Genomic DNA, 17,688 nt, shown 5'->3' on the forward strand with positions numbered 1-17,688 from the left:
GGAGCCATTGTCCTCCCCGGCGGTGCCCTGTTTTTTGATCTTTTTTTGTTTTTTTTTGTTTTTTTTGTGTCGCACCCCACCCCGCCAGATACCATTTACTATTACCCTGCGCCCCTCGCCCCCCCCCACCCACTCGGCTGTGTACGTCTTCGGCCGTGAAGGTGACCGGCCGAGCCCGTGTCACGACGGCCGGGTCAGGGCGCGGAAGCTTCCGGTGACGGTCGGCGCGTGTTCCGGGAGCCAGAGCACCGCGATGGCGCCGCCCGTCTCCTTCGCGCCCTCCGGTGCCGCGTTGCGGAAGGTCAGCCGGGCGCCGAGCACCCTGGCCTGCCCGGCCGCGATCGTCAGCCCCAGACCGTGCCCGACCCCCGCCCGGTCGCTGCTGCCCGTACGGAACCGGCTGGGCCCCTCCCGCAGCAGTGTGTCGGGGAAGCCGGGCCCGTGGTCGCGCACCCGCACCACCCGTCCCTCGACCGTGACCTCCACCGGGGCTCCGCCGTGCTTGGCCGCGTTCCCCAGCAGATTGCCGAGGATCCGCTCCAGGCGCCGCGGATCGGTGTTGACCCAGGACTCGTGCACGACCCGGACCACCGCCTCCGGCGCCATGATCGTCACCCGGCGGCTCACGAACTCGCCCAGCGCGATCTCCTGCAGCTCGGCCCGCTCGGACGCGCTGTCCAGCCTCGCCACCTCCAGTACGTCCTCGACCAGGGTGCGCAGCGCCTGGGCCCGGTTGCGTACCAGCTCCGTGGGACGGCCGGGCGGCAGCAGCTCCGCGGCCGTCAGCAGCCCGGTCACCGGCGTCCGCAGCTCGTGCGCGATATCGGCGGTGACCCGGCGCTCGGCCTCCACCCGCTCCTGGAGGGTGTCGGTCATCGCGTCGACGGCGCGCGCCAGCTCGTCGGTCTCGTCCCGTACGAAACCGCCGATGGCGGCCCGCACCCGGACGTCCGAGCCGCCCTGCGCGACCTTGGTCGCCGCCGCTGCCGCCTTGCGCAGCCGCCGCGACAGCTGGCCGCCGATCAGCACACCCAGCGCGCTGCCCCCGAGCACCACCGAGACCGAGCCGATGATCAGGGCCCGGTCGAGGTCCTGGAGTACGGAGGCGCTGCTGCCGTAACGGCTGTGCAGTGAGAGGACATCACCGTCCGAGAGCGGGGCCGCCGCCCAGACGTCGGGGATGCCGTTGGGGTGCTCGACGACCAGCGTGGAGATCCGGTTCTCGGCGGCCCGGCGGCGCAGCTCCCTGGGCAGGCCGGGGTCGTTGACCTTGGAGCCCATCTGCGGTTGCTGCTGCTGTTGCTTCTTCGACTCGAAGAGCCGCAGGGCGAACTGGAGCCGCACGACCTGGGTATCCCGTGCGTTGTCGAGCATGGAGACCCGGGCCGCGTTGTGGACGACGAGGCTGAGCGCGACAGCGATGAGCGCGCCGACACCCGCGATGGCGATGCTGATCTTCCACCGGACGCCGGTGCGCAGGGCGGGGTGCTTCATGTCGGCGTTCCTGTTCGGCGCGGGCCGGCCACCGGGCTTCCCGGGCCGGGGGTCCGGGGGTCGTCCCCCGGGGGATGCAGCCACCGGACGCCGGTGCGCAGGGCGGGGTGCTTCATGCCTTCAGCTTGTACCCGAAGCCGCGGACCGTTTCGATCCGGTCCTGCCCGATCTTCGTCCGCAGCCGCTGCACATGGACGTCCACCACTCTGGTGTCACCGCCCCAGCCGTAGTCCCAGACCCGCTCCAGGAGCTTGTCGCGGGAGAGCACCGTGCCGGGCGCCGAGGAGAATTCGAGCAGCAGCCGCATCTCGGTCGGGGTCAGTGCCACATGGGCGCCGCCCTTGCGCACCTCCATGCCCTCCGTGTCGACCTCGATGTCGCCGAAGGCCAGCACCCCGCGCTCGTCCGGCTCCGCGCCACTGTCCGTACCGGCGCCGCTCGCATGCCCGAACCGGCGGAGTACCGCGCGGATACGGGCCACGAGCACCGCACCGTCGAACGGCTTCGTCACATAGTCGTCGGCCCCGGCCTCCAGCCCGAGCACCACGTCGATCGAGTCGGCGCGCGCCGACAGCATGATCACGGGGACGGTCGACTGGTCACGGATCCGGCGACACAGGGAGACCCCGTCCAGCCCCGGCACCATGACATCGAGCAGGGCGATGTCCGGCTGGTTCGTCCGGAACGCATCGAGCCCGGAGAGCCCGTCGGGCATCGCGGTGACGCGGAAGCCGTCCCGCTCAAGGGCGAGCTGGGTCGCCTCGCGGATCACATCGTCGTCCTCGACGAAGAGGACATGGGTCTCGGCCATACCGCTGCTCTCTCAGTTGCCTGTGGGGCTGGTGGAGGACGGGTCAGGATCTCCGTCGGCGTCCCCGTCGCCCACCGCCCGGCTGAAGTCGGTGTGCACGGCGTCCGTCTGCGCGAACTTGTTGTTCGTCCAGTGGTACGTGATGACGTCCTCGCTCGACGCGTACGACATCGAGTCGCCCTTCGCGTACTGCTGCTTCGTCACGACGAGATCGCCCCGGTCGATCTCGGAGTAGACGGGCGCGGCCTCCGAGGCGAAGACGTTCTTGTACGCCCCGCCCTGCGCGCGGTAGACGTAGGTGGCGACCCCCACCGCGCTGCGGCAGGTCATCACGTTCACCACCACATCGGCGACGTCACCGCCGGTCAGCCGCGCGTACGAGACATCGACCGGGTAGTCGCTGCCCGAGCACGGCTTCAGGTCGCGCTTGACCGCCGAGCTGACCGTGGAGTCCTGCTTCAGCAGCTCCACCGCGTTCACCCGCTCGCCCGGCCGGGTGGCCGCCGCCGAACCCGGCGCCTTCGAGGGCGCGACCGCGGGCACCGAATGGGCCGCCCCCTCGTCGCGGGTCCCCGTACCGCCCGAGTCGCAGCCGGCCACGAACAGCCCGACCACGGCGAGCCCGGCCACCGCCGTGACGCCCGCCGCGAAGGTGCCCCTTCTTCTGGTTCTTCTGGTTCTTCCGGCACCCTTGCCCCGGCCGTCGTCCCCGGGGCCTTCCGGACCGTCCTCCGGGTCCTCTGTCAGGCCGCGCACCGCTCCCGCCCCATCTCTTGTTCCCCACGGATCAGCGCACGCGCGTCGATGTCCCGGCTCTCCAGCTCCTGCCGGAGCCGTGCGAGGGCCCGGTGCAGTGTGCTCTTCACCGTACCGGCAGACATACCGAGTGCGGCAGCCGTCTCCTCGGTGCTCATCTGCTCCCAGTGTCGCAGGACGACCACACTGCGCTGCTTGGGAGCGAGCACCTTCAGGATGTCCATCAGAAGGGCCCGGTCGGCGTGCTGCTCCGTGCCGTCCTCGACGCTCGCGTCGGGCAGCTGCTCGGTGGGGACCTCCTCCAGCCTGCGGGCACGCCACCACTCCGTACGAGTGTTGATCATGACGCGGCGGAGATAGGCGTCGGCCAGCGACTTGTCGGCGATGCCCTCCCAGCGGCGGTAGGTGCGCGCCAGTGCGGTCTGCAGCAGGTCCTGGGCGTCGACGGGGTCGGGCACCAGCCGGCGGGCGCTCCGCAGCAGGGCGTCCTGCCTGGTGCGTACGTACTCCTCGAATTCGAGCACCTCGCCGTGAGCCATAGCCAACCGCCTCCGTCGTTCCCCGTGTTCACGCTGTTCTGTGGTCTGTCCATGAAGCTACGGAGGCGTTGTCACGGAGCTGTGCGTACCAGCCGTCGGCAGACGCACGGCTGCCCATCGGTTGTGTAACGGAGATCAGGTTTAACCCGGGGGCAACTGGATAGAACCGTTCGGTTCAGATGAACGGCGGGCCGGTTCAGGCGGAGAAACCGGCCGGTTCGGGACTGGTTCAGGACCGGTTCGGACCGGTTAGGGCCGGTTCAGGTGAGCGGAAGCCGGTAGAGGCCGTCCGCCAGCGGCTCCACCAGTCCGTCGGCGACCAGCCCGTCGAGCGCGCGGGCCCGCTGGACGGGCTCGTGCCACACCCTGTCGAGCTGCGACTGCGGTACGGGTTCCGAGGCATCCCGCAACACCGCGAGGAGCTTGCCGCGCACCTGGCGGTCCGTACCGGCGTAGGTCTGTCCGCGCCGCGGCGCCCCGGTGTGCGCCGGTTTGCCGGCCAGCCGCCAGACACACTCGGCCGCGATGGGGCAGCGCCCGCACTCGGGGCTCTTGGCGGTGCAGACCAGCGCGCCCAGCTCCATGGAGGCCGCCGCCCAGCGGGCCGCCGTGGTCTCGTCGTCGGGGAGCAGCGCACGGGCCAGCCTGCGTTCGGCGGCCGTGGTGGCGTTCGGCGGGTACTCCACGCCGGTGACCGCGCGGGCGAAGACCCGCCGCACATTGGTGTCCAGGACCGCATGGCGCCTGCCGTACGCGAAGGAGGCGACGGCCGCGGCCGTGTACTCGCCGATACCGGGCAGCGAGATCAGCTGCCCGTGCTCGGACGGCACGTCGCCGCCGTGCCGCTCCGTGATGGCCCGTGCCGCTCCGTGCAGACGCAGGGCGCGGCGCGGATATCCGAGCCTGCCCCAGGCGCGTACGGCCTCGCCGGGGGGCTCGGCCGCCAGGTCGGCCGGGCGGGGCCAGCGGGCCAGCCACTGCTCGTACACCGGCAGCACGCGTACGACAGGGGTCTGCTGGAGCATGAACTCGCTGACCATGACACCCCACGCGCCGGCCTCGGGGCGGCGCCAGGGCAGATCGCGTGCGTTCGCGCCGAACCAGGTGAGGACGGCCGAGTGCAGCCCGGCGGCGGAGGCGGCGGATGCCGAAGTCCCGGCGGACTCAGCGGACTCAGCGGCCTCCGCAGATTCAGCGGCCCCGGCGGTCTCAGCGGTCTGGGAGGTCTCAGCAGTCTGAGGGGTCTCAGCGGTCTCGGTGGTCTCAGTGGTTGCAGTCATGGCACACCAATCCTCTCAGCTCGGGGCACCCGGCCCCATGAACCGGGCCGCCACGCTGATGTCGCTCGACCGGGCCGTCTCCACCAGCGACCGTACGGGCCTGGTCAGCCACTCGGACGCGAGCAGTGCGATGAGGGCACCCAGGATCAGCCCGACGATCACGTCATGCGGATAGTGCACACCGACGAAGACCCGCGAGAACGCCATCAGCAACGCCACCGGCACGGTCAGCCAGACCAGCCGCACCATGGCCAGCGAGAGACCGACCGCCGCGGCCGCCGCGATGATCGAGTGGTTGCTGGGGAAGGACCAGTCGCCCTGCGCCGGGCAGTCGATGAGCGGTTTCATCGCCCCGGCGACGGCCCGGCACGGGCGGTCCTCGTGGATCACCGTCTTCAGCACCTCACTGAGGACGTACGCGATCGCGGTGCCCAGCGGGGCGAGCAGCGCCAGCGTCATCGCCTGTGCCGACGCCGTACGCGCCCGCCACCACACGACGACGAACAGTACGGCGAAGAGCAGCAGTCCGCCCTCGGTCCACAGCTCCATGAGCTGCTGCACCCAGGAGGGCGTGGAGTGGGCGAATTCGAGGATGTTTCGGTAGAGCTCGGAAGAACTGTCCATGGTGACGGACAGTATGAATCATCCAGGAGCAGTGACCGCGAGCGATCTTGGCGGCTCCAGGCGGCATGTGACGGGGGCACCCGGCGCGGTCTGCGGAATGATGATCCGTAAAAGTTGTACGGACGGCGGCGGGTGGGGCCTGAGTTGGGTCTGATCTCTCGTACAGTTTGCGCCGTGGGATCTATGCGCAATCCGGTCGGGCCGCTTCCCTCCTCCATCTACTGGCGACGGAGGGCAGTAGCGGCGACTCTGGTTGCGCTGCTCGCCCTGCTCGTCGTGTGGATGCTCACATCGGGCGGCGGCGGAAAGCACGGCAGTCCGGGCGCTAAGGGGGCGGGCCCCGCGCCCTCGATCACCCCGGGCCCGTCCGGTACGGGTCCCGCGATCAGCCAAGCGCCGGGCGGCAGCGGTGGTTCGGGCGGCTCCGGCGGCTCGGGTTCGTCATCCGGATCGGACGGCGGCTCGGGATCGGGCTCCGGTTCCGGCGAGTCCGACGACGGGAGCGGCGGGTCCGGCGGTACGGGCCCGGGCGGCGGCGACGGTGCCAACGGATCGGGCGGCGGCGGCGGTTCGGACGCGAGTACCGGAGGAACCAGCGAAGGGGCGCGGGTCCCCGCGGGCTCCAGCCTCCCCGACTGCACTGCGGGAGCGGTCAAGTTGACGCTGCACAACCCCAAGAACAGCTACCCGCCGGGCGAGAAGCTGAAGTTCGACCTGATCGCCAAGAACACCTCGGGGACGGCCTGCAAGGTCAACTTCGGTCCCAAGGCCACTGTGTTCACCATCACATCGACCACGGACGATCATGTCGTCTGGTCGTCCAAGGACTGCCCGAAGGACGGAGCGTCCCTGCTCATCCAGGTCCCGGCCAACAGCACCATCAAGCACACCGTGGAGTGGGACCGCAAGAAGTCGGCCCCGAAGTGCACGAAGCCCGGTCCGCAGACGGCGGGAGCCGGCACATACCTGGTCGAGGCGAAGGCCCCGGGGATGCCGCTGAAGCGGACATCGGTGGTCCTGGCGAAGGACTGAGCGCAGACGGGGCTGAACCCAGGAGGGGCTGCACCGGTCGGCGGAACCAGCCCGTCCGGACACCCTCAACCCCGTCCGGGCACCCTCAACCCCGTCCGGGCACCCTCAACCCCGTCCGGACACCCTCACCCCCTCCGGGCATCATCCTCAAGCCCGTCCGGGCTTCCTCAAGCCCCTCCTGGGGGCACCTCTCAGCGTCAGCTGGGGGAGATTGAGGAGCGGGGTCCGGGGCGGAGCCCCGAAAGCCCTGGACGTGCGGCCTCTGGACGTACCGTCAGCCCCTAGACGTACCGCTCCAGGATCGAGGACTCCGCAAGCCGCGAAAGCCCCTCCCGGACGCTCCGCGCCCGCGCCTCCCCGACCCCGTCCACCGTCTGCAGATCGTCCACGCTCGCGGCGAGCAGCTTCTGCAGCCCGCCGAAGTGCTCGACCAGCCGCTCGATGATCGCCCCGGGCAGCCTCGGCACCTTGGCCAGCAGCCGGTAACCGCGCGGCGACACCGCCGAGTCGAGCGTCTCCGGAGAGCCGCTGTACCCCAGCGCCCTTGCCACCACCGGCAGTTCGAGCAGCTCCGTGTGGCTGAGCGTGTTCAGGTCGACCAGCGCGTCGGCGACCGTACGCGAACGCTGTGGGCCCTTCCCCGAGACGGCCCTGGGAGAGGTCGGCTCGGGCACGTAGTCCCTGACCACCAGCTCCCGCTCCGGCTCGACCCCCGCGATCAGCTCGTCCAGCTGCAAGGAGAGCAGCCGGCCGTCGGTGCCCAGCTCCACCACGTACTCGGCGATCTCGGTGGCGATCCGCCGGACCATCTCCAGGCGCTGCGCGACCGCCGTCACGTCCCGCACCGTCACCAGGTCCTCGATCTCCAGCGCGGAGAGCGTGCCGGCGACCTCGTCGAGGCGGAGCTTGTACCGCTCCAGCGTGGCCAGCGCCTGGTTGGCGCGGGAGAGGATCGCCGCCGACTCCTCCAGGACCCGGCGCTCGCCGTCCACGTACAGCGCGATCAGATGCATCGACTGCGATACGGAGACGACCGGGAAGCCGCACTGCTTGGAGACCCGGTCGGCCGTGCGGTGGCGGGTGCCGGTCTCCTCGGTGGGGATCGACGCGTCGGGCACGAGCTGGACGCCGGCCCGCAGGATCTTGGTCAGATCCTTGTCGAGGATCAGCGCGCCGTCGAGCTTGCACAGCTCCCGCAGCCGGGTCGCGGCGAACTCCACGTCCATGACGAAACCGCCGGTGCACATGGCCTCGACGCTCTTGTCCATGCCCAGGACGATCAGACCGCCGGTGTTCCCGCGGAGGATGCGCTCCAGGCCGTCACGGAGCGCGGTACCGGGCGCGACAGCGCTCAGCGTGGCACGCATCAGCGCTTCATTGCCGGACGAGCTCCCGCCGGACCTCCCGGGTGCTGCTCGGTCATTGGCTGCCACTGCGCTCCTCCGGCTCGTACGGACAGGCGAGACCAGGGCAAAGTCTACCGGCGCGCTCACTCGTCCTGAGGAGCGCGGGCCCTCGGACGGCGCGGGAGGGCCCGCAGCGCGTCCCCCATGTCCGCCACCTCGATCACCTTCATCCCCGCGGGGACCTTCCCCGGATCGGTCGGTACGAGGGCGTGGGTGAAGCCGAGCCGGTGCGCCTCGGCGAGCCTGCGCTGCACACCGGTGACCCTTCTGACCTCGCCCGCGAGGCCCACTTCGCCGATCGCCACCAGGTTCTTCGGGAGCGGCACGTCCCCGGCGGCGGAGGCCAGGGCCAGGGCGACGGCCAGGTCGGCGGCCGGCTCGGTGAGCCTCACACCGCCGACCGTCGCCGTGTAGATGTCGCGCTTGCCGAGCGCGCTGATCCTGCCGCGCTGTTCGAGGACGGCGAGCATCATCGAGACCCGGGAGGTCTCAAGACCGGACGTGGTGCGCCGGGGCGAGGGGATCTGCGAGTCCACCGTGAGCGCCTGGACCTCGGCGACCAGCGGGCGCTTGCCCTCCAGGGTGACCGTCAGACAGGTCCCGGGCACCGGCTCGTCACGGCGCGTCAGGAACAGCCCGCTCGGGTCGGTGAGTCCGGTGATGCCCTCGTCGTGCAGCTCGAAACAGCCGACCTCGTCGGTCGCCCCGTATCTGTTCTTGACGCCGCGCACCAGCCGCAGCCGGGCGTGCCGGTCGCCCTCGAAGGAGAGCACGACGTCCACCAGGTGCTCCAGCAGACGGGGCCCGGCGATGGAGCCCTCCTTGGTGACATGCCCGACGAGCAGCGTGGACATCCCGCGCTCCTTGGAGGCGCGGATCAGCGCGCCCGCCACCTCGCGCACCTGGGCCATACCGCCGGGCGCGCCGTCCAGTTCGGACGAGGCCACCGTCTGTACGGAGTCCAGGACCAGCAGCGACGGCTTCACCGCGTCGAGATGGCCGAGCACAGCGGCGAGATCCGTCTCGGCGGCCAGATAGAGATGGTCGTGGATCGCGCGGATCCGGTCGGCGCGCAGTCTGACCTGGCTGGCGGACTCCTCGGCCGTCACATAGAGCGTGCGGTGGTCGGAGCCCGCCGCCTTCGCCGCGACATCGAGCAGCAGGGTGGACTTGCCGACGCCCGGCTCCCCGGCGAGCAGCACCACGGCGCCGGGCACCAGACCGCCGCCGAGCACCCGGTCCAGCTCGGCGACCCCGGTCGAACGCGCCGTCGCCGTCCTGCTGTCCACCTGCCCGATGGGGACGGCGGCGCTGCTGACCGGACCGGCCGCCGTCGTCCGCACGGCGGGCCCGCCGCCCTGCTCCTCGACCGTCCCCCACGTCTGGCACTCGGGGCAGCGGCCCAGCCACTTGGCCGTCGTGTACCCGCACTCGGTGCAGCGGTAGGACGGCCGTTCTCTGGTCTTCGCTCGGGTGGCCATGGCGCCACCGTAACCGGCCGCACCGACAGCGGACATACGGCTCCTGGGCAGCGGGCGGGCAGCAGGCGGACAGCGGACCGGTGGCCGGCGCGCGGCTGAGGCGAGGCCCGGTGATCCGTCATCGGAATCGGGGATTCCTGTCCCCTTTTGAGGGATACGTTCACCCGTAAGGATTAAATGCCCTCAAGAGGTGCTAGGAGGCAGCTATGAGCGGCCTACCGTCGGCCGGGTGACGAGCAGCAGGCTGGAGAATCCGACGCACACCACCGGCGCACACCGGGCGCACCGGCGAGCCCCCCGCCCGGCGGAACAGCGGCCGCCGGTCCGTTACGAGGCATATCTGGACGGTCTTTTCACCTACTGCCTCTCCGTCCTGTGCGACCACGCGGAGGCCACCGCCGTACTCGGCGAGGTGCTGGCCGTGGCGGAACGCCAGTTCAGCCGCTGCCCCTCGGGCGAACAGAGCCGCCGTGCCTGGCTCTACGCCCTCGCGCGCTGGGCCTGCCTGCGCAAACTCACCGAGCAGAAGCGGCTGCGGCCCGGTGCGCACGCCGGGCGCACGCCGGAGCCCGGGCCGGCGCCCGCCCCCGAGCAGCCCGGCGACGCCGAGGCCGCCGAGCGGCGGCGCCGCGATCTCGCCGCCCTCGCCTGGCCGGAGGCCGCCGGTACCACCCCCGAGCAGCGCGAGGCGCTGGAGCTCGCGGTGCGCCACGGCCTCGGCCCGCGTGAAGTCGCCGCCGTACTGGGCCTGGAGCACGCCGCGGCCCGTGAGCTGCTGGCCGCCGGAGCCTGCGAGGTCGAGCGGACCCGTGCGGCCCTCGCCGTCGTCGAGACCGGCAACTGCCCGAGCGTCGCCCGGCTCACCGGCGACCACCGGGTCCTGCTCTCCTCGGCGCTCCGCCGCGAACTCGTCCGGCACGTCGACGACTGCCCGCGCTGCCGCCGGGTCGCCGAGCGGGCCGGAGCAGCGGGCCCCTGGCCCGGCTCCACCGTCACACCCGCCACCCCGGCGGCCCTGCCGCTGGTCGTGGCGGAACGATCCGCCGCGTACACCGCGATGCTGCACGCCCCACGCGGCCATGCCCCGCGCTTCGGCCGCAGCGGATTCCCGATGGACCCGAAGGACCGCGCGGCCCGCCGGGACCGGCTGCGTTCGCGCGCCGTGACGACCACCGTCGTCGCGACCGTCGTGGCCGCTCCGGTGCTCGCGCTGTGGGTGGCGTACCGGCATGCGCCCTCCACCGGGGAGGGACACGGCGGCTCGGTGACGTCGAGTGAGGCAGAAGGGAAGGGCGACAACAGCGCGAGCCCGTACGACCACTACGAGAACGCGGGCAACGCCCGCAGCCAGCACACCCCCTTCGCCGACGACAGCAGCTCGCCGGACGTCTCCGTCGAGGTCATCAGCCCGGACGCGGCCCACGGGAAGACGGCAGGCGGTGCGGTGGCCGCCGGCGGCCTCACCGTCACGGCCCGCTCCTCCGGCGGCCGCACCTCGATCACCCTGACCAACGGCGGAGACCGCCCGCTCTCCTGGTCGGCCACCAGAAGCGCGCCCTGGCTCTACCTCAGCAGCTCGTCGGGTGTCCTGTCGCCGGGCGGCTCGACCACGGTCCGGGTGTACGTCGACCACCGAGGCGAACCGTCAGGCGCCTGGTCGGCCCGGATCGCCTTCGACCCGTCGGGCGCCGTCGTCTCGATGCGCGGGTACGGGTGGAGCGACGGCGGCCAGGGGCACGGCCACGGACACGGCCATGGGCACGGTCATCACGGCCACGGCAGCCCGACCCCGTCGAACGGTCCGACGACAGGCCCGGCTCCTACGGGCCGCCCGACACCCACTCCGACCGGTTCGGACCCGACACCCAGCCCGACGCCGACCGAGTCGGACTCCCCGACGACACCACCGCCGTCGTCCCCTGACACGCCCTCGCCGTCGTGACGGAGCAGCGCCAACCGGCAAGCCCCGCCCACAGGGCCGGGCTGGTCGCTCCCGCAGGGCCGGCCAAGGCGTAACAGACAAGGCGTACTGGACGGGCCGTCCACGGCAAGCCGTAAGAGGCCGGTCCCGCCCTACCGCGGGTCGGCCGGGTGCGGAGCCATCGGCAGCAGCGCGGCGACCCGCTCCTCGCACAGCTCCACCAGCCGCTCGTAGGCCGGTGCGCCCATCAGCTCGATCAGCTCCGGCCGGTACGTCACATAGACCGGGTCGCCCGCGCCGTGCGCGGACGTCGCCGACGTGCACCACCAGTGCAGATCGTGGCCCCCGGGACCCCAGCCGCGCCGGTCGTACTCGCCGATGGAGATCTGGAGCACCCGCGACTCGTCCGGCCGGTCGATCCACTCGTACGTCCTGCGGACCGGCAGCTGCCAGCAGACGTCCGGCTTCGTCTCCAGCGGCTCCTTGCCCTCGCGCAGCGCCAGGATGTGCAGCGAGCACCCCGCGCCGCCCGCGAACCCGGGCCGGTTCTGGAAGATGCAGGAACCCTTCCAGCGGCGGGTCTGGCGCTCGCCGTCCTCGTCGAGCTGCACCCAGCCCGAGTCCGTACCCACGTCGTGGAACTGCCAGAGCTCCGGCGTCAGCCGCGCCACATGGCCGGCCACCCGCTCCTCGTCCTCCTCGTCCGAGAAGTGCGCGCCCAGCGTGCAGCAGCCGTCGTCGGCGCGGCCGGCCTCGATGCCCTGGCAACCGCTGCCGAAGATGCAGGTCCACCGTGAGGTGAGCCAGGTCAGGTCGCAGCGGAAGACCTGTTCGTCGTCGGCCGGGTCCGGGAACTCGACCCAGGCGCGGGCGAAATCCAGGCCCTGCTCGTCACTCTTCGGCTTCGGCTGCCCGGCGATTTTGCCCGGCTTCGCCTTTTTCGTCTTCGGCACATCACCCAGCGTACGGGGACACCGCGCCCATCGGCCCGAACGGCCACCCGCTCGGCCCGACGGGATACCCACGTGGCCCGCAGGGATACCCACATGGCCCGAAGGGACACCCGCTCGCGCCTGCCCAGTAGCGTTCCGCCCATGAGACTCGGAGTCCTCGACGTCGGTTCGAACACCGTTCACCTGCTGGTGGTCGACGCCCACCCCGGCGCCCGCCCGCTGCCCGCGCACTCGCACAAGGTGGGGCTGCGCCTGGCCGAACTGCTCGACGGCGAGGGCGCGATCGGGCCCGACGGCGTGGACCGGCTGGTCGCCACCGTCGGTGACGCCCTCCAGGCCGCCGAGGACAAGGGCGCCGAGAGCGTCCTGTCGTTCGCCACGTCGGCGGTGCGCGAGGCCGCCAACGCCGACCATGTCCTCACCCGGGTGCGCGACGAGACCGGTGTCGACCTCCAGGTCCTCACCGGCGCCGACGAGGCCCGGCTCACCTTCCTCGCGGCCCGCCGCTGGTGCGGCTGGTCCGCGGGGCGGCTCCTGCTGCTCGACATCGGCGGCGGCTCACTGGAGATCGCGTACGGCATCGACGAGGACCCCGACGCGGCCGTGTCGCTGCCGCTGGGCGCCGGCCGGCTGACCCAGTCCTGGCTGCCGGGCGATCCGCCGGACCCGCGGGACGTCAGGGCGCTGCGCCGCCATGTCCGCGCGGAGATCGCCAGAACCGTGGGGGAGTTCACCCGCTTCGGCAGGCCGGACCGGGTGGTCGCGACCTCCAAGACCTTCAAGCAGCTGTCGCGCATCGCGGGCGCCGCACGCTCCGCCGACGGCCCTTACGTACCGCGTGGCCTGAGCCGTAAGTCGCTTGAGGAGTGGGTCCCCAGGCTCGCCGCGATGACCTCGGCCGAGCGCGCCCGGCTGCCCGGGGTCTCCGCGGACCGCGCCTCCCAGCTGCTCGCGGGCGCGCTGGTCGCGGAGGGCGCGATGGACCTGCTCGGCGCCGAGGAGCTGGAGATCTGCCCCTGGGCGTTGCGCGAGGGGGTCATCCTGCGCCGCCTCGACCATCTGCCGGTCCGATAGGCCGTCGCCCGGCTCCGGTCGGGCCCTCGCCCCGCTCTGGTCAGGCCCCGGTCAGGCCCCCGCCCGGCCCCGGTCAGCAGGCCCCGTCAGGTCTGGTCCGCTCCGCTGGGCCCCGGCCGTGACCCCGGTCCCGGTCCCGATCCCGGTTCCGGCCCGGATCCCGCACGGGCGACCGCGGACCCGGCCCGTACGCTGTCTTGCGTGGCAGAACCAGTGCGCATCCCGGATGCGAAGGTCGCGCTGTCCACGGCCTCCGTGTATCCGGAGTCGACGGCGACGGCCTTCGAGATCGCCGCGCGCCTCGGCTACGACGGTGTCGAGGTCATGGTGTGGACGGACCCCGTCAGCCAGGACGTCGAGGCCCTGCGCAGACTCTCCGACCACTACCGCATGCCGGTCCTCGCCGTACACGCGCCATGTCTGCTGATCACCCAGCGGGTCTGGTCGACCGACCCCTGGACCAAACTCCAGCGCGCCAGGTCCGCCGCCGAACGGCTCGGCGCCTCCACGGTCGTCGTCCATCCGCCCTTCCGCTGGCAGCGCAATTACGCACGTGAATTCGTGGACGGCATCTGGCGGATGGCCGACGAGACCGATGTGCGCTTCGCCGTGGAGAACATGTACCCGTGGCGCTACCGGGACCGCGAGATGCTCGCGTACGCCCCCGACTGGGACGTCACCCACGACGACTACCGCCACTTCACGGCCGACCTCTCGCACACCGCCACCGCCCGCACCGACGCCATGGCGATGATCGGCCGGATGGGAAAGCGGCTGGCCCATGTGCACCTGGCGGACGGCCGCGGCTCCGGCAAGGACGAGCACCTGGTGCCGGGCCGTGGTACGCAGCCCTGCGCCGAGCTGCTGGAGGGGCTCGCGGGCAGCGGCTTCGACGGCCATGTCGTCATCGAGGTCAACACCCGCCGCGCGATGTCCACCGCGGAGCGCGAGGCGGACCTGGCGGAGGCCCTCGCCTTCACCCGCCTCCATCTGGCCACCCGGACGCGCCACCCCTGACCGGCCCGTCACGGATCCGGCCACCCCTGACCGGCCCGCGACAGGAGCCGGCCACCGCACGACCGGACCCGCGATGCTGCGGCCCCCGATCCCGTCATCCGGACGACGTGTCCGGATCTTGGAGGGCAGGCGTACGCTCGACGGCAGTCACATCTGTCTAAGGAGCGAGCCACGATGCCCGAGCTGAGGTCCCGCACAGTCACCCACGGCCGCAATATGGCGGGCGCCCGTGCCCTCATGCGAGCCTCGGGGGTAGCGAGCGCGGACATCGGTAAGCCGATCATCGCGGTGGCGAACTCGTTCACGGAGTTCGTGCCGGGCCACACCCACCTCCAGCCGGTCGGCCGGATCGTCTCCGAGGCGATCAAGGCGGCGGGCGCGGTGCCGCGCGAGTTCAACACGATCGCGGTCGACGACGGTATCGCGATGGGTCATGGCGGGATGCTCTACAGCCTCCCCTCGCGTGACCTGATCGCGGACAGTGTCGAGTACATGGTCGAGGCGCACTGCGCGGACGCCCTGATCTGCATCTCGAACTGCGACAAGATCACTCCGGGCATGCTGAACGCGGCGATGCGTCTCAACATCCCGACGGTCTTCGTCTCCGGCGGTCCGATGGAGGCCGGCCGGGCGACGCTGGTCGACGGTACGGTCCGCAAGCTGGACCTGATCAACGCGATCAGCGACGCGGTGAACGAGGACGTCTCGGACGAGGACATCCTGCGGATCGAGGAGAACGCCTGCCCGACCTGCGGCAGCTGTTCGGGCATGTTCACGGCCAACTCGATGAACTGCCTGACCGAGGCGCTCGGCCTGGCGCTGCCGGGCAACGGCTCGGTGCTGGCCACGCACACGGCCCGCAAGGCGCTGTACGAGAACGCGGGCCGTACGGTCGTGGAGATCGCGAAGCGCTACTACGAGCAGGACGACGAGACCGTACTGCCGCGCTCCATCGGCACCCGTGCCGCCTTCGACAACGCGATGGCGCTCGACATCTCGATGGGCGGCTCGACCAACACGATCCTGCATCTGCTGGCGGCCGCGCAGGAGGCCGAACTGCCCTACGGACTCGCCGAGATGGACGAGGTCTCGCGCCGGGTCCCGTGCCTGTCCAAGGTCGCGCCGAATGTCGCCCCCGGTGGTACGTACTACATGGAGGACGTGCACCGGGCCGGCGGTATCCCCGCGATCCTGGGGGAGCTGTACCGGGGCGGGATGCTCAACGAGGACGTCCACTCGGTCCACTCGCCGTCGCTGGCGGACTGGCTGAAGACCTGGGACGTGCGCGGTGGTTCACCCTCGGCCGAGGCAGTCGAGCTGTGGCACGCGGCCCCCGGCTGTGTCCGCTCCGCAGAGGCGTTCTCACAGTCCGAGCGGTGGGAGAGCCTGGACACCGACGCGGCGGGCGGCTGCATCCGCGACGCGGAGCACGCGTACTCCAAGGACGGCGGTCTCGCGGTCCTCAAGGGCAATCTGGCGGTCGACGGCTGTGTCGTGAAGACGGCGGGTGTCGATGAGTCGATCTGGAACTTCGAGGGCCCGGCCGTGGTCTGCGAGTCCCAGGAGGAGGCCGTCGACAAGATCCTCCGCAAGGAGATCACCGCGGGCGATGTCGTCGTAATCCGCTACGAGGGCCCCAAGGGCGGCCCCGGCATGCAGGAGATGCTCTACCCGACGTCGTTCCTCAAGGGCCGTGGCCTCGGCAAGGTCTGCGCGCTGGTCACCGACGGGCGCTTCTCGGGCGGTACGTCGGGTCTGTCGATCGGCCACGCCTCGCCGGAGGCGGCCGCGGGCGGCACGATCGCGCTGGTCGAGGACGGCGACCGGATCCGTATCGCGATCCCGGACCGCTCGATCGAACTCCTGGTCTCCGATGAGGAGCTGGAGACACGCCGGGCCGCGCTGAAGGGTGTGTACGCCCCGAAGAACCGTGACCGCAAGGTCTCGCAGGCGCTGAAGGCGTACGCGGCGATGGCGACCAGCGCCGACCGCGGAGCCGTCCGCGACGTGACGAAGCTCGGCTGACCACCGCACCACCCGTCACGTCCGACCCTTCCGACCCGCACCACCCACCACTTCCGACCCGTCCGACCCACCACGTCCGACCGTCCGGCCCGGGCCCACACCACTCCCTCACGGTGTGTGTCCGGGCCGTTGCGTTACGCTGCCCCCTTCCCTGTAATCCCCTGCAATGGCCACAATTGGGGGCACTTTGCGTCACTCCATCCAGAGGTTGGCCGTCATCGCGGCAGCCGTCGGCGCCTTCGCGGCGACCGGCCTCCTCCCGGCGACCGCGGCACCGGCACCCGCTGCGGCACCGGCACCCGCCGCGGCCCCGGCACCGGCACATGCCGTGACCGCGGCACCCGCTCCGGCCCAGGCAGCGACACCCGCGAGCATCTGCGGATCCGGCTACCGGCAGACCGACTCCCACACCTTCACCAACGGGCGGGTCGAATTCGCCCGCGTCCATCTCCTCTACAACGCGAGAACCGGCTACAACTGCGTCGTAACCGACCACAGCCGCGCCACCGCCCGTATGTCCCTGCCGACCGGGGCGTGGATCGACGTCCGGGGCGACGGCCGGGGCCGGGCCGAGGACCAGGGCCGGTACTCCTCGTACGCGGGCCCGGTACGGTTCAGGGCTGCCCACACCTGCGTGCGATGGGGCGGCACGATCGAGGCCGGCGTCGGTACGTACACGTACACCAGCCCATGGGCCCACTGCGGCTGAACCGCAGACGCCGTCACCCGGGCCCGCAGCAGGCCCGCAGTACCCGACCACGCCCTCGACCGCCCCGGAGCCTCCGCGAAACCCGGTCGACGGACCACGGCGACCACTGCTACCTTCGCGGAGGCCGTGCAAGAGAACGAGGAGGTGGTACCCGTGAACGAATTCACATGGGTGCTCTCCTCCGGGTCACGGTAGGGCGACAGGTCGTCCGGGAGCGCTGTTTTCCGAGCTCTCCCGAAAGGCACGACCATGCATGTCACTTCTGAACAGCGCCTCGACGACGGCGTCATCGAGCGTGTATTCACCCTCGGCGAGATCCCCGGCATCCTGTGGACGCCCGCGTCCGCATCCGAAACCGCACCGGTGCCGCTGATCCTGCTCGGCCACCCCACACTCGGACTGCACAGGATGTACCCGCGACTGGCGGCGCGGGCCCGGCGCGGCCCGGGGGGCGGGGGGGGGGGGCCGGGAAAAAACCGCGGGGGGGGGGCCCGGCAGGAAGTGTGCCGGGGGGGGGGCGGTAGCGGGGGGGTCGATTTGGGGGTGGCCGCCCCCCGCTTGGGAGA

15 protein-coding genes and 1 pseudogene are annotated in these 17,688 nt (G+C 71.5%); 7 read left to right on the forward strand and 9 right to left on the reverse strand.

The features are described 5' to 3' along the window. Positions 1-180 precede the first annotated feature (180 nt). The 6 genes from cseC to ACFXBC_RS31265 form a co-directional block, all read right to left on the reverse strand. On the reverse strand, positions 181-1,494 hold the full coding sequence (cseC, locus tag ACFXBC_RS31240) for a two-component system sensor histidine kinase CseC (protein ID WP_385032075.1): 1,314 nt from the start codon (positions 1,492-1,494) through the stop codon (positions 181-183). A gap of 112 nt (positions 1,495-1,606) precedes the next feature. Continuing rightward, positions 1,607-2,305, reverse strand: coding sequence for a two-component system response regulator CseB (cseB, locus tag ACFXBC_RS31245; protein ID WP_385032078.1), 699 nt, complete (start codon positions 2,303-2,305; stop codon positions 1,607-1,609). A gap of 12 nt (positions 2,306-2,317) precedes the next feature. Continuing rightward, the gene (locus ACFXBC_RS31250) at positions 2,318-3,061 is read right to left on the reverse strand and encodes a hypothetical protein (RefSeq protein WP_385032080.1); all 744 of its coding nucleotides are present in this window, start codon (positions 3,059-3,061) and stop codon (positions 2,318-2,320) included. Beyond that, positions 3,049-3,600, reverse strand: coding sequence for a SigE family RNA polymerase sigma factor (locus ACFXBC_RS31255; RefSeq protein WP_266854649.1), 552 nt, complete (start codon positions 3,598-3,600; stop codon positions 3,049-3,051). The genes ACFXBC_RS31250 and ACFXBC_RS31255 overlap by 13 nt, the downstream gene beginning before the upstream one ends. 260 nt (positions 3,601-3,860) lie before the next feature. After that, positions 3,861-4,880 (reverse strand): A/G-specific adenine glycosylase, encoded by a 1,020-nt coding sequence (locus tag ACFXBC_RS31260; RefSeq protein WP_385032084.1) that lies wholly within the window; start codon positions 4,878-4,880, stop codon positions 3,861-3,863. A gap of 15 nt (positions 4,881-4,895) precedes the next feature. After that, positions 4,896-5,504, reverse strand: coding sequence for a phosphatase PAP2 family protein (locus ACFXBC_RS31265; RefSeq protein ID WP_385032087.1), 609 nt, complete (start codon positions 5,502-5,504; stop codon positions 4,896-4,898). Between the two features lie 183 nt (positions 5,505-5,687). Here ACFXBC_RS31265 and ACFXBC_RS31270 point away from each other — a divergent pair, with 183 nt between their 5' ends. After that, positions 5,688-6,536 carry a hypothetical protein gene (locus ACFXBC_RS31270; RefSeq protein WP_385032113.1) on the forward strand — a complete coding sequence of 283 codons (849 nt, stop codon included), beginning with the start codon at positions 5,688-5,690 and terminating at the stop codon, positions 6,534-6,536. Positions 6,537-6,817: 281 nt separating this feature from the next. Here ACFXBC_RS31270 and disA read toward each other — a convergent pair whose 3' ends face one another. Continuing rightward, positions 6,818-7,969, reverse strand: coding sequence for a DNA integrity scanning diadenylate cyclase DisA (gene disA / locus ACFXBC_RS31275; RefSeq protein WP_385032090.1), 1,152 nt, complete (start codon positions 7,967-7,969; stop codon positions 6,818-6,820). Between the two features lie 56 nt (positions 7,970-8,025). Further along, positions 8,026-9,423 carry a DNA repair protein RadA gene (radA, locus tag ACFXBC_RS31280; protein ID WP_385032093.1) on the reverse strand — a complete coding sequence of 466 codons (1,398 nt, stop codon included), beginning with the start codon at positions 9,421-9,423 and terminating at the stop codon, positions 8,026-8,028. Positions 9,424-9,652: 229 nt separating this feature from the next. On the opposite strand from radA, the gene ACFXBC_RS31285 reads away from it, so the two are divergent. After that, complete coding sequence (locus ACFXBC_RS31285; protein ID WP_385032096.1) at positions 9,653-11,365, forward strand: hypothetical protein; 1,713 nt, start codon at positions 9,653-9,655, stop codon at positions 11,363-11,365. 131 nt (positions 11,366-11,496) lie between these two features. Here the strand turns inward: ACFXBC_RS31285 and ACFXBC_RS31290 are convergent, their stop codons facing one another. Beyond that, entirely contained in the window at positions 11,497-12,297 is an 801-nt protein-coding gene (locus ACFXBC_RS31290) for a hypothetical protein (protein WP_385032099.1), read from the reverse strand. A 141-nt stretch (positions 12,298-12,438) separates the two neighbouring features. On the opposite strand from ACFXBC_RS31290, the gene ACFXBC_RS31295 reads away from it, so the two are divergent. The 5 genes and pseudogenes from ACFXBC_RS31295 to ACFXBC_RS31315 form a co-directional block, all read left to right on the forward strand. Next, complete coding sequence (locus ACFXBC_RS31295) at positions 12,439-13,371, forward strand: Ppx/GppA family phosphatase (protein ID WP_385032102.1); 933 nt, start codon at positions 12,439-12,441, stop codon at positions 13,369-13,371. A 201-nt stretch (positions 13,372-13,572) separates the two neighbouring features. Further along, positions 13,573-14,388, forward strand: a complete 816-nt coding sequence (locus ACFXBC_RS31300; protein WP_385032104.1) for a sugar phosphate isomerase/epimerase family protein — start codon at positions 13,573-13,575, stop codon at positions 14,386-14,388. Between the two features lie 174 nt (positions 14,389-14,562). Further along, the gene (gene ilvD, locus ACFXBC_RS31305; protein ID WP_385032107.1) at positions 14,563-16,413 is read left to right on the forward strand and encodes a dihydroxy-acid dehydratase; all 1,851 of its coding nucleotides are present in this window, start codon (positions 14,563-14,565) and stop codon (positions 16,411-16,413) included. Positions 16,414-16,579: 166 nt separating this feature from the next. Continuing rightward, entirely contained in the window at positions 16,580-17,122 is a 543-nt protein-coding gene (locus ACFXBC_RS31310; protein ID WP_385032110.1) for a spore-associated protein A, read from the forward strand. Positions 17,123-17,371: 249 nt separating this feature from the next. Then, positions 17,372-17,578, forward strand: a pseudogene (locus ACFXBC_RS31315) (alpha/beta hydrolase); the annotation flags it as partial. Positions 17,579-17,688 lie beyond the last annotated feature (110 nt).

Source organism: Streptomyces sp. NPDC059398, assembly GCF_042751845.1.
Classification (GTDB): domain Bacteria; phylum Actinomycetota; class Actinomycetes; order Streptomycetales; family Streptomycetaceae; genus Streptomyces.